At 72.2% G+C, this 13,177-nt stretch carries 6 protein-coding genes and 2 CRISPR repeat arrays (1 of these 8 cut by a window edge); of the genes, 2 read left to right on the forward strand and 4 right to left on the reverse strand.

The window, feature by feature from the left end; genetic code table 11:
• Positions 1-28: 28 nt before the first annotated feature.
• The 4 genes from WMF33_RS03730 to WMF33_RS03745 all read right to left on the reverse strand — a co-directional run bounded on the left by WMF33_RS03730 (position 29) and on the right by WMF33_RS03745 (position 3,282).
• The gene (locus WMF33_RS03730) at positions 29-733 is read right to left on the reverse strand and encodes a DUF6968 family protein (protein WP_437335841.1); all 705 of its coding nucleotides are present in this window, start codon (positions 731-733) and stop codon (positions 29-31) included.
• A 110-nt stretch (positions 734-843) separates the two neighbouring features.
• Positions 844-1,020, reverse strand: coding sequence for a hypothetical protein (locus WMF33_RS03735; RefSeq protein ID WP_165373773.1), 177 nt, complete (start codon positions 1,018-1,020; stop codon positions 844-846).
• 657 nt (positions 1,021-1,677) lie between these two features.
• A complete protein-coding gene (locus WMF33_RS03740) occupies positions 1,678-2,973 on the reverse strand; it encodes an AAA family ATPase (protein WP_437335842.1) in 1,296 nt (431 codons plus the stop codon).
• 162 nt (positions 2,974-3,135) lie between these two features.
• Complete coding sequence (locus WMF33_RS03745; RefSeq protein WP_437335843.1) at positions 3,136-3,282, reverse strand: hypothetical protein; 147 nt, start codon at positions 3,280-3,282, stop codon at positions 3,136-3,138.
• 281 nt (positions 3,283-3,563) lie between these two features.
• Here WMF33_RS03745 and WMF33_RS03750 point away from each other — a divergent pair, with 281 nt between their 5' ends.
• On the forward strand, positions 3,564-3,842 hold the full coding sequence (locus WMF33_RS03750; protein WP_437335844.1) for a hypothetical protein: 279 nt from the start codon (positions 3,564-3,566) through the stop codon (positions 3,840-3,842).
• Positions 3,843-4,014: 172 nt separating this feature from the next.
• Positions 4,015-4,611, forward strand: a complete 597-nt coding sequence (locus WMF33_RS03755) for a hypothetical protein (protein ID WP_437335845.1) — start codon at positions 4,015-4,017, stop codon at positions 4,609-4,611.
• A 100-nt stretch (positions 4,612-4,711) separates the two neighbouring features.
• Positions 4,712-12,419: direct repeats of the CRISPR family, unit length 29 nt; unit sequence CGGTTCACCCCCGCGTGCGCGGGGACGAC.
• Between the two features lie 92 nt (positions 12,420-12,511).
• A CRISPR array of direct repeats spans positions 12,512-13,177; the repeat unit is 29 nt; unit sequence CGGTTCACCCCCGCGTGCGCGGGGACGAC; it runs 234 nt beyond the window's last position.

Genomic DNA, 13,177 nt, shown 5'->3' on the forward strand with positions numbered 1-13,177 from the left:
CCGGCGCTGCCGTAGGCGGGGCTGTGCCTCATTTTGATGCTGTGTCCGGTTGTTCCTCGATCAGGATCCGCGCGAACCAGTGGCCTGCTGCGCCTTCCCGCGTATGAAAATCCCCATCGTCCGCGAGGCTGTCCAGAAGGATCGGGATGAGATAGAGCAGGTGCGTCAGCGCTTGAATCGAGTCTTCTCCCGTTCCGAAGCGACGCTGCACCGCGCCTTTCGGGCCGATGATCTCGCACGGAGCGCGCCAGTACCCTCTGGACATGTATGGGTGCCCGAGGCGTACGATCACGCTTTCCTCGGTGCCATCCTTCCCCGTCAGCGTCAGCTCTCGCTCGCCGAGGACGTCCACCTTCGCGAGCATCATCTCGCTGCCGAGGCTGGAATCATATTCTGACGCGATTCGCGGCGCGAAGCGCCAGGTTTCCGGCTCCTCTGGAGACGCTCGCTCTACGGGTGCGTTGCTTTCGGATAGCTCGATGGCTCCGCCCTCCGCCATGGCCTCGATCTGGGCATCGAGGAGCAGGAATGCGTGCAAGATGGCCTGAGCCCGGTCCATGCCGTGGGCTCGGTTCGTTGTACTGTCTTTCCCTGTTTCCTCCACTTCGACGTCCACACACCAAATGCCGTTGCTTCCTGGTTCTGGATGGCCGAACCGGGCGACCACCGTCCGAGGCGGTGAGCCGTCGGAAGGCTTGAAGACCAGCTTCCGCTCTCCGAGGATTTTGTTCATGTGTCGTCCGATACACGCTCCTGGCGCCCGGTCAAGCGGGAGGTGCGCCCGCTCGGGCTGAGGCGAGGGGCGCTACCGCATCCGATCGTGCCCGACCCCGCGCGCGGTGCTCAGCCGCACACGCGGCGAAACACGACTCGTCCCAGCCTGTTGCGCAGGTTGCATTCGCCTTTGTAGTGCCACGGGCAGCGCTCGTCGCAGTACAGCTCCCATCTGTCGTACAGGGCCGAGCCGGCAGCGTCGCACCCGTCGCGACAGTTCTTCTGGCAGAGTCCGTATCCTTCCATGGATTCAGCGTGGCACTGTCGTCGAGCGGCTCTTGGGATACGGCTGCATAGCTGGCTCCAATGACGATGGTACAGCTCGCACGCGTCTTCGCAGGTGCCTCGCGAAGCGGGCTCGTGATTCGCTTGAGCAGCGATCTCCATCGACGCAAGCGTTGGGGGCGGAGCGGGAGGCGAACCGGTGTCGTTGGTCTCCTGAGTGTCCCGTCGTGACGATTCATGGTCAGTATGCTCGGCTGGGCTCACCATGCAACCGGCGCACAAAGCGATGAATGCGGGCGTGATGGAGCCAGCGATGTTCATGTGTCCTCCTGCGGCGAGCGTCGGAACCTCAGCGTGCTCTATAGTGCGCTATCGGTGGTTCATAAGTGGCGTCGTATGACGCTCATGGTTGCGCAGCGGTTCGTCCACGTGGAACCCATGAGCGTCTGTCGGTGAGGTACTGGTGCCGCGTCCGTTGGAAGCGGAAGGCCGCTGGGCGCGGCATTGGTTCACCGCGAAGCGGCGTCGAGCTCACGGACAGGGCACTCAGGATGGACAGCCCAGGGCCGCCCTCGAGGGGCCCCCGAGCTCGGGCACAGCCGCCTCGACGCGCTCATTTTGCACGTCGCCGAGGGGCTACACCTCCTTCGACGAGGATCTCGACCCACGTGACGCCGCTCATCGCCGCCTGCCCTTGGCGCGGGGCTCGACGGGGCCTCCGGCGCGGACCAGCGGGTCGCCGACGTCGAAGTACCCTTCCATCCAGAGGTGACCGAGCTTGCCGCCGGCCTCGTACATCGCGCGGGCACGCTCCATGTCGGCGACGCGGCGGGCCTGCGTGTAGCCGTGCTCGTCTCGGTAGAGCACGCGGAGCTCCTCGGGACGGGGATCCGAGACGAAGAACGGCGAGTGCGAGGTCACGAGGAGCTGGGTCCTCTCCGAGGCGTTGCGGCACTCCTCCGCGAGCTCGGGGAGGAGGCGCGGGTGGAGGTAGTTCTCGGGCTCCCCGATCCCGATGAGCTGCGGAGGGGAAGGATCGTAGAGGACCGTGAGGTAGGCCAGGAGCTTGAGCGTCCCGTCCGATGCGTACTTGGCGAGGACGGGCCTCTCGAACGGCGCGTCCTTGATCTGGAGCAGCAAGCGCCCGTCCTGCATCGCCTCTGCGGTGACCTTCTCGAGCTTGGGGACACGGCGCGCGAGCACCCGCAGGATCGTATCGAGGCGCTCCTCGTGCTGCTCCTTGAGGTACTGGATGACGTTGGGCAGGTTGTCGCCCGTCTGGGAGAGCCGCTCCTGGGGTCCAGCCTCCGGCGTGCTGCGGGCGCTGTCCGCGGAGAGGTAGGTCATGTACCAGCTCGTGATGAACCGCCGCAGCGCGCCGACGCGTGGATGCTTGGCGAGCTGGCCGAGGGTGTTCACCGCGAGGAGCTCGGGCGAGTCGAGGCGCTCCTCGATGCGCTCGGCCGTCTCGTCGGGATCCTCGCCGGAGACGACCTGGCCCTCACCCCGCTTGAAGTCCAGGAAGCGCCACGGCCGGCCGCGTTCCCCGCGCCGCCAGCGCAGCCACTCGCTGCCGATCACGGGGCCGCGGGGCTCCTCGTCGATCTCGAGGTGGTAGGTGATGAGCGGGGTTCCGGGCTTCTCTCGGTACTGGAGCTCGAGGACGATGGGCCCCTCGGCGCCCCGGGTGCGGAGCTCCTTGAACCGGTCGCGCCGGTCCCAGGCCTTGCGGAGGCCCAGCGAGAAGGCTTCGGAGAGGAAGGCGAGCACGTCGAAGACGGTCGATTTGCCGCTCCCGTTCGGCCCGAGGAGCACGGTGAGCGGGGTGATCGCGTCCAGATCGAGCTGCCTCAGCGCACGGTAGTTCTCGACGTGGAGCGACTCGATCCGTGGCACGCTCGCCTGGTTGGGGGCGCGGGGCTGCGGGTCGGTTGGCGGCGCCCGTCGCCCCGGGTCCCGGGTTGTCTTCGTCATCGCTTCTTCTTCCCCTTCCGCGCCGCCGGTTCCACGGCGTTGCCGAACCGATCCTTCTGCACCGGCTCGGCGGTGAACAGCAGGGGTTGCCTCTCGCCGGACGCACCCCTGCGTACGGGCTCAGGCGTCCGCCGGCGCGTCAACGGCGCTTCCTCGGGCCTCCTACGACTCCTTGACGCCCTGCTCGAGCTGCCAGGGCAGGAAGTGGTCGCCGAGTCGGGCGGCCACGGGCTGGAGCTCCCTGGCGCGCGCGTCGCCAACATACCAGCCCGGGGGTCGCCGGCCGGTTCGCTCATGGTCGAGGCTCACATCCTGCGGGTCGCTCGTCGCCGCTGGCCGCGGGACCGAACGGCGCGCCGGCGGCTAGATGTAACAACCCGGGCCGGTGTCCGGCGAAAAAACGCTTCCCCGCCTTCGCACAGCGGCGCGACCGAGCGACCGCGGCAGCCGTGGTCTTCGGAGCGGCGCAACATGAGCGTGCCGAGGCGATCGCGGGCGAGCCCCCGTCGCGCAGCGCTCGGGGCTGCGAGCCGGGGGGCCACCGGGGGTGCGAGGCGAAAATGGGCTGAGCGAAGCGGTTCAGGGCGACCGTGGAGCGGTTCAGGGCGACCGTGGAGCGGTTCAGGGCGACCGTGGAGCGGTTCAGGGCGACCGTGGAGCGGTTCAGGGCGACCGTGGAGCGGTTCAGGGCGACCGTGGAGCGGTTCAGGGCGACAGTGGGATGGATGGGGACGGCTCTGGAGGGCCAGCACGCTCCTCACGAAGTACTCAGGCCTATTCCGTGCGCGCACGGCTCGTTAACGAGCGCGGAGAGACCCCGGAGCGCTGCCGGAGCCGAGCGCATCATCGATGGTAAAGAGTTGCAGTGACCCTGCTCCTCCTGCGGTTGATCTGCGGCTGCGGCCGATGCTGCTGTCAGGAGAGCCATCTCCGCTATCGTCCCTGCGTGGAGTTCGTGCTCCGGTGGTCTGCCATGCTTGCGGGCCCAGATATGCCAACTTACGGTACGCGCTTGCAACCGCAGCACGGGAGGAGAAACCAATGCCATCGAAGAAGAAGGATTCGAATTGGACCACGTGGGAAGACATGCCGATCGAGGAGTTCCGGGCGCGCGCCGAGAAGGCCAGGGCCCTGGCCGCCGAGTTCGGCGAGCGGCTCGACAGCCTCTTCCCGGGGCTCGTGACGCTGACGAAGGAGCAGCGGCAGATGGCGCCGCGGCTGCGTGACGGCGAGCACGTGATGCTGAACAAGGTGCTCGACGTGGTGGACATGAAGCCCGCGCTGTTCGAGTCGCTCGCGGATCAGGACGAAGGGATGGACCCGAGCCGCTTCGAGACCGCGCTGCTGCGCGACCGCATCGAGAAGCACCTGCTCTTCAGCAAGGTCGCGGAGAGCCTCGCGCCGGTCGGCGGGGAGCTCGGCGACTCGACGCTTTACACCGCCATTAAGTTCCGCGAGACGCTCTATGCAGCCTACCGGATCGCGAAGACGCACGCGCAGACGGATCGAAAGGTGATGGACGTCCTGGCGCCCGTCATCGATTTCATGCGGAAGAACGTCGTCGCGGCGGCCGCGACGAAGAAGAATCGCAAGCCGGCGCCGGCTACGAGCACGATCGCCGTCGCGGATGACGCGTAGCCTCGAAGGGGGCGGGGGAGCCCGCCGCGCGCGCCTCGCCTCCTCGGCCAGTTCGCGGTCGAGGAGGCGAGGCTGTCCGTGCCATCGACTCGACCGATGACGGTTCAGCCCCGCGTGCGCGGGGACGACGGAGCACGGCGCGCGGCACGGCGCGGGGGATGGGGGTTCAGCCCCGCGTGCGCGGGGACGACGCGTTCCTGTCGCGGTACGACGGGTCGCCCCCGCGTGCGCGGGGACGACGCCTTCGAGAACCACGGCTCCACGGAGCTCATCGGTTCACCCCCGCGTGCGCGGGGACGACGGCCCCCCGGGTTGCTCGACGAGACGTGGACCGGTTCACCCCCGCGTGCGCAGGGACGACGCGATCCCGCCCGCAAGGAAGCCCTTGCCCGTCGGTTCACCCCCGCGTGCGCGGGGACGACGATGGAGAAGAGCTACGCCGCCGCGCTGCCGTTCGGTTCACCCCCGCGTGCGCGGGGACGACCTTGATGAGCAACATCAGCGGGTCCGCTACCGCGGTTCACCCCCGCGTGCGCGGGGACGACGTCGCGCGCCTCGTCGAGCTCCGTGGAGCTGGGCGGTTCACCCCCGCGTGCGCGGGGACGACCATGGCCTGCTTGACGGTCGTCTTGTGCCGGGCCGGTTCACCCCCCGCGTGCGCGGGGACGACTTCGTCTGGCGCTTGAACACCTCGCGCATCTTCGGTTCACCCCCGCGTGCGCGGGGACGACTTGAGGCGAGCGGCATGTGGGTCGATACGCTTCCGGTTCACCCCCGCGTGCGCGGGGACGACCACGAGAACGGCGACCCGTCCGCGTGCGCAGCCGGTTCACCCCCGTGTGCGCGGGGACGACCGAGCGTCCCGAGGCGGGCGGTGGTCTCCCCCAGCGGTTCACCCCCGCATGCGCGGGGACGACTCCGGCCTCCTCTCCGACGGAGAATGCCGGGCCTGGTTCACGCCCGCGTGCGCGGGGACGACACCATCACGTGCGCCGCGGCGAGCGGCGCATGCGGTTCACCCCCGCGTGCGCGGGGACGACGAACAGCGACGGGTCACGGTACCTGATGAGCGCGGTTCACCCCCGCGTGCGCGGGGACGACCGAAGTGGAGGCGCTCGGGCTGCTGCCCGAGTACGGTTCACCCCCGCGTGCGCGGGTACGACTCGGCGGCCAGCCGATCCCCGGTCGCCTTCCATCGGTTCACCCCCGCGTGCGCGGGGACGACGAACGTGCGATCACGCTGAGATTGCGGAAAGATCGGTTCACCCCCGCGTGCGCGGGGACGACCTCGATGATCGCGAGGTCCTCGACGGTCTTCCCCGGTTCACCCCCGCGTGCGCGGGGACGACGCGGCGCGGCGCTGTTGCGGCCCTGGCGTCCCCCGGTTCACCCCCGCGTGCGCGGGGACGACGGCCGGGCGCTGCAACGCGACCGCGCCGTCAGACGGTTCACCCCCGCGTGCGCGGGGACGACCTCCGGGCCGCGCTCGAGGCGGAAGGCTGGAGCGGTTCACCCCCGCGTGCGCGGGGACGACTGGATCAGGTCCCGGCCAAACTGTTCCGCATCCGGTTCACCCCCGCGTGCGCGGGGACGACGGTCAGGTACGCTGCGCGTGGCGGAGGGAGCTCGGTTCACCCCCGCGTGCGCGGGGACGCTGCCGTCCTTCGTTACGGCGTCGTCGTCCACCGGTTCACCCCCGCGTGCGCGGGGACGCCGGGTGCTCGGCGTGCGACGGCGCGGGCGTCACCGGTTCACCCCCGCGTGCGCGGGGGCCGACTCCGACGTCCCTGCGCGGTCCGGATACGGGATGGCGGTTCACCCCCGCGTGCGCGGGGACGACGACTACCTCCAGGCCGGTCGCGGCATGCTCGGCGGTTCACCCCCGCGTGCGCGGGGACGACGAGGATGGCGAGCGCCCGCGTCACCGCGGCTCCGGTTCACCCCCGCGTGCGCGGGGACGACGCGATCCCGGGCCACCGCGATGCGGTCGCCTACGGTTCACCCCCGCGTGCGCGGGGACGACCACGGAGACCTGGGATCCTGCTGGAGCGCCCGGCGGTTCACCCCCGCGTGCGCGGGGACGAGGCCGGAGGCGATCCCCGCGGCGATGTGCGCCGGCGGTTCACCCCCGCGTGCGCGGGGACGACGCGCGAGGCGACCGGCGTCGCGGGGCCGGAGCTCGGTTCACCCCCGCGTGCGCTGGGACGACTGCGCCTTCGCCGGTGAGCTCCGGGACTTGCGGTTCACCCCGGCGTGCGCGGGGACGACGAGTCGGTCGAGCTCCTCCCGCAGCGCCGCCGCGGTTCACCCCCGCGTGCGCGGGGACGACGGAGGAGCCGAACGCCATGCCCGTCTCCCGCACCGGTTCACCCCCGCGTGCGCGGGGACGACTCGTTCAGCGTGTTGCCCGTGAGCGCCCGGAGCGGTTCACCCCCGCGTGCGCGGGGACGACGTGCAGCGTGAGGCGCATCGCGAGGTCGAGCGACGGTTCACCCCCGCGTGCGCGGGGACGACGGACGGTGATGCCGCCGAGGCCCCGGTCGACCTCCGGTTCACCCCCGCGTGCGCGGGGACGACGGTCGGCGGCTCCCCGTCGGCGGCCGCCGTCGGGGTTCACCCCCGCGTGCGCGGGGACGACTTCATCGGAAAGGAGCTCTGCTGGGCCGCCTACGGTTCACCCCCGCGTGCGCGGGGACGACGCATCGGCTGGCGTGGTGGTTCACGGGGCAGTTCGGTTCACCCCCGCGTGCGCGGGGACGACGTTGTGCGCCGAGATGAGATCGCGGAGTCCGTGCGGTTCACCCCCGCGTGCGCGGGGACGACTCGAGGGCTCCTTCGGCAAGGCGACGTGGAAGACGGTTCACCCCCGCGTGCGCGGGGACGACGCGCCCGCGCTCGATCTGCCGCGGGACGGCGTCGGTTCACCCCCGCGTGCGCGGGGACGACGGATCTGCGGGCCGGGCGCGGCGGGCGTACGGACGGTTCACCCCCGCGTGCGCGGGGACGACGCTGTCGATCTGCGCCGGGTCAGGCGGCCCTGGCGGTTCACCCCCGCGTGCGCGGGGACGACATCAAGGGCGGGGACACCGTCCAGGTGCCCTACGGTTCACCCCCGCGTGCGCGGGGACGACCACGCCGCGCAGGTCGACGACCTGGAGCGCGTGCGGTTCACCCCCGCGTGCGCGGGGACGACTTGGCCAGCGTCGCCTTGCTCTGCGCGGTTTCCGGTTCACCCCCGTGTGCGCGGGGACGACGTCGTAGTGAATCTCGTGGCGGACGCTCCCTGCGGTTCACCCCCGCGTGCGCGGGGACGACGGCTGCGGCACCAGTCGGACTGGTACCCGGAGCACGGTTCACCCCCGCGTGCGCGGGGACGACGTCGACACCCGCCCGAGCGCCCGCGAGGGCCGGGGTTCACCCCCGCGTGCGCGGGGACGACGCGCCGCGCGTGGCCGCCCGAGCCTGGCGATGCGGTTCACCCCCGCGTGCGCGGGGACGACTTCCACGAGCACCTTGCTGCCCTTGGTCAGGTACGGTTTACCCCCGCGTGCGCGGGGACGACCCACCGACCGAGCGTCTCCTCGTCCTCGGTCGCCGGTTCACCCCCGCGTGCGCGGGGACGACGTCTTCCCCAGGTTCTCGAGCTCCGAGAGGAACGGTTCACCCCCGCGTGCGCGGGGACGACGCGGCCTCTAACTGGATCATCGAGCTGGCGGAGCGGTTCACCCCCGCGTGCGCGGGGACGACCATCGCGCGTGCCCTCGGTGGCCAGCGCGGTGCCGGTTCACCCCCGCGTGCGCGGGGACGACGTACTCGTTCGCCGTCGCGACCTCCGGCGCGCCCGGTTCACCCCCGCGTGCGCGGGGACGACTGCACCAGCACTCCAACAAGCAAGCGTAACCCCGGTTCACCCCCGCGTGCGCGGGGACGACGGTCGAACTGCTCGTGCGCGCGGCGGCGACGGCGGTTCACCCCCGCGTGCGCGGGGACGACGCCCGCATCCGGAGGCCGGAGCGGGCGCGGCGTAGGTTCACCCCCGCGTGCGCGGGGACGCCCCGGTCGCTCATCGCACCGTACGACACCGGCTTCGGTTCACCCCCGCGTGCGCGGGGACGACGACGACGTGGTACCGCGAGCACGCCCGCCGCGGCGGTTCACCCCCGCGTGCGCGGGGACGACCACCCCGTCAACCACCTCGCCGATCAGGCGGAACGGTTCACCCCCGCGTGCGCGGGAACGACGAGTTCTCCGGGAGCACGCCCGCGGTCGTCGCCGGTTCACCCCCGCGTGCGCGGGGACGACCCGCGCCCATCGAAGAGCACGTGGTGGGTCGTCGGTTCACCCCCGCGTGCGCGGGGACGACAACGCCCGCCGGAAGAGATCCGCCTCCTCGCGCGGTTCACCCCCGCGTGCGCGGGGACGACCTTGATCGCGCCGGAGAGCGTCTCCTCGATCTTCGGTTCACCCCCGCGTGCGCGGGGACGACGTCGCCTGGCAGGATCTGCCCGCGCTTCGCGAGCGGTTCACCCCCGCGTGCGCGGGGACGACGCCACCACCTTCCCCCTCGCCGGCTGCGCTGCGCGGTTCACCCCCGCGTGCGCGGGGACGACTTGAGCGCGGAGACGAGGCGGGCGGCCTGGGTGCGGTTCACCCCCGCGTGCGCGGGGACGACCCTCGACGCCGTGGGCGCTGCCGCGGTCCTCGTCGGTTCACCCCCGCGTGCGCGGGGACGACGCGCGCCGTGGCCGCCGAGGACCCGTCGCGGATCGGTTCACCCCCGCGTGCGCGGGGACGACCGGTTTGAGGAGGACGCCATGGTGCCCGTCTACGGTTCACCCCCGCGTGCGCGGGGACGACCGCCGCGAGGCGCTCCAGGCCGGCAGGGAATCTCGGTTCACCCCCGCGTGCGCGGGGACGACATCTCCGGCTGCATCCCCTTCGGGCGCTTCGGCGGTTCACCCCCGCGTGCGCGGGGACGACGCCCCAGCCGCGGAGCGCGGCGACGTGCTCGGCCGGTTCACCCCCGCGTGCGCGGGGACGACGGCCGGGAGGCGCGCGTGATGTACGCCCTCACCGGTTCACCCCCGCGTGCGCGGGGACGACGATCTCCACCCAGGAGATGCTCGTCACGCTCGACGGTTCACCCCCGCGTGCGCGGGGACGACGCCAGGCACAGGCTCCTGGCAGACGCGAGAACGGTTCACCCCCGCGTGCGCGGGGACGACTCCCACATCTCCCTGGGCATGTCGTTCGGGCGCGGTTCACCCCCGCGTGCGCGGGGACGACGGTCTACCGTCGGCGGAGCTAGACTTATGACCTACGGTTCACCCCCGCGTGCGCGGGGACGACCCGGTCTGAGGAGGTCGACATGGTACCCGTCTACGGTTCACCCCCGCGTGCGCGGGGACGACGTACCTGGTCAGCTTCGAATCGGACCCGGGGTGCGGTTCACCCCCGCGTGCGCGGGGACGACGAACGTCCCGAGGGTGCGCCAGGTGCTACCGTCCGGTTCACCCCCGCGTGCGCGGGGACGACGATCCAGTTCACGAGGAACCGGTTTCCGTTCACCGGTTCACCCCCGCGTGCGCGGGGACGACTGCGTGCGGGCCTCAGGATTCGACCGGGTGGGCGGTTCACCCCCGCGTGCGCGGGGACGACGCAATCGGCGCCTCGACCGCCGTGTTCGGGCTCGGTTCACCCCCGCGTGCGCGGGGACGACCGAGTACGGGCCGACCCGCCCCTCGCGCACGATCGGTTCACCCCCGCGTGCGCGGGGACGACGCCGCTGGCCCCACCGAAAGAGCTCGCCGCTGCCGGTTCACCCCCGCGTGCGCGGGGACGACTTGGACGCGTGAACCGCCGCAGTAACTCGCCACGGTTCACCCCCGCGTGCGCGGGGACGACCGGCACCTCGTGCCCGAGCAGCACCACGCCGGCCGGTTCACCCCCGCGTGCGCGGGGACGACCGGGCAGCTCGACAGCAGGGACGCGATCTACTGCGGTTCACCCCCGCGTGCGCGGGGACGACCTGCTCGAGGCCAAGGGCCAGAGCCACGGGATCGGTTCACCCCCGCGTGCGCGGGGACGACGTGCTCGACGGGCTCGGCGGGGCGCCAGTCGTCGGTTCACCCCCGCGTGCGCGGGGACGACTGCGAGCGATTCCGGTGCTCGATCCGCGGATAACGGTTCACCCCCGCGTGCGCGGGGACGACGTTCTGGTGCGGCTCGCCGGGCGCGTGGCCGCCGGTTCACCCCCGCGTGCGCGGGGACGACTCGCGGCGGAGGAGAAGCGATGACGACGAAGGCCGGTTCACCCCCGCGTGCGCGGGGACGACTGGCGCCAGAGCTGTTGCAGGGCGATGAGCGCCGGTTCACCCCCGCGTGCGCGGGGACGACCCGGTGATCGACTCCAGCGGGATGCAGGCCGTCGGTTCACCCCCGCGTGCGCGGGGACGACTCCTTGCGCTTGTAGACGGCGCCCTTGCGCTTCGGTTCACCCCCGCGTGCGCGGGGACGACCCTCCACGACGTGGTCGAGCGTAACACGATCGGGGTTCACCCCCGCGTGCGCGGGGACGACGCCGGCCTGCCGCCGCTGCTGGTCAAGGGGACCGGTTCACCCCCGCGTGCGCGGGGACGACGTCTTCCCCTCGCGCGCGTGACCGTCCCGGTGCGGTTCACCCCCGCGTGCGCGGGGACGACTGGCGCCTCACCGCGCCGACGTACACCTATGCCCGGTTCACCCCCGCGTGCGCGGGGACGACGCGGCGGCTCCTCCGTCGACTCCGCCCAGTTGCGGTTCACCCCCGCGTGCGCGGGGACGACGCATCCGGCCAGCAACCGAAGTGGGCGACCACCGGTTCACCCCCGCGTGCGCGGGGACGACGTGCGCGGGCGGAGGCGGAGATGCGGCCGGATGCGGTTCACCCCCGCGTGCGCGGGGACGACGCGAGCATCGCCGCGCTCGCGGTGGAGCACAGCGGTTCACCCCCGCGTGCGCGGGGACGACGATCGAACTCGACGCCTCGGCGCAATACGCGAACGGTTCACCCCCGCGTGCGCGGGGACGACGTGACGTACAGGAGCGCGCAGATCTGCGGGAACGGTTCACCCCCGCGTGCGCGGGGACGACGTCCGGCTTCGACTGCTCCGGCCGAGTTCCATCCGGTTCACCCCCGCGTGCGCGGGGACGACGAAGAAGTAGTGGGCCGAGGTCGCGTCATCCGTCGGTTCACCCCCGCGTGCGCGGGGACGACTCCAGGAACTCCTGGCGCACGTCCCTCTCTGTCGGTTCACCCCCGCGTGCGCGGGGACGACCATCCCGATGACCAAGATCACGGGCTCGGTCTTCGGTTCACCCCCGCGTGCGCGGGGACGACGAGGACGACGAGAGCGATGGCGCGCCGGCCGTCGGTTCACCCCCGCGTGCGCGGGGACGACGCGGGGGTAGTCGATCAGGGTGAGGGGGTCGCTCGGTTCACCCCCGCGTGCGCGGGGACGACGACGGCCTCCAGGCGGTCTGCCGCACGGTGGTCGGTTCACCCCCGCGTGCGCGGGGACGACGCGCCACCCCCCGTCGAGCGCCGCGGCGGCGGCGGTTCACCCCCGCGTGCGCGGGGACGACGCGCCACCCCCCGTCGAGCGCCGCGGCGGCGGCGGTTCACCCCCGCGTGCGCGGGGACGACTCGCACGTCCGCGGCCGGGTTCCTCGGCGCCCTCGGTTCACCCCCGCGTGCGCGGGGACGACGATGCCGCAGGCATCGCCGGAGCTGGCGCCGCCGGTTCACCCCCGCGTGCGCGGGGACGACGGTACCGTGCTCGGCGCCGCCGCAGCGTCCGCGCGGTTCACCCCGCGTGCGCGGGGACGATGCGACCGACAACGGCGTCGGCGAGTACATTACCGGTTCACCCCCGCGTGCGCGGGGACGACCTTCGCAGCCGTCCGCTTGACGGGTGGCTGTCCCGGTTCACCCCCGCGTGCGCGGGGACGACCTTCCGCGACGCCATGCCACCGGCGCGGCCGATCGGTTCACCCCCGCGTGCGCGGGGACGACGAATTGTCGTCTGCGCGCTCGCCGCGCTGTTGCGGTTCACCCCCGCGTGCGCGGGGACGACCTCCGCTTCGAGCAGCTGCTCGAAGTGCGGGTACGGTTCACCCCCGCGTGCGCGGGGACGACGTCGGGCGGCGGGCGGCGGGCGGCGGGCATGTCGTGAGCTGGTTCACCCCCGCGTGCGCGGGGACGACCGACTTTGGTCCGTCGACGGGCTCCCAATCGTTCGGTTCACCCCCGCGTGCGCGGGGACGACTCTGTCAATTCATGCGCCGGAACCTGGAGATACGGTTCACCCCCGCGTGCGCGGGGACGACGGGCGCGCCCAGCGCGAGCGACGACAGGTCGAGCGGTTCACCCCCGCGTGCGCGGGGACGACGGCTAGACCAGCGCTACGGCGCCGGGAGAAACGGGGTTCACCCCCGCGTGCGCGGGGACGACATCTTCGGTCCACCGCTTCACAAGCTCCGCCGCCGGTTCACCCCCGCGTGCGCGGGGACGACGACGATCTGCACG

This window comes from Sorangium sp. So ce394 (assembly GCF_051474665.1).
In the GTDB taxonomy this organism is placed as follows: domain Bacteria; phylum Myxococcota_A; class Polyangia; order Polyangiales; family Polyangiaceae; genus Sorangium; species Sorangium cellulosum_D.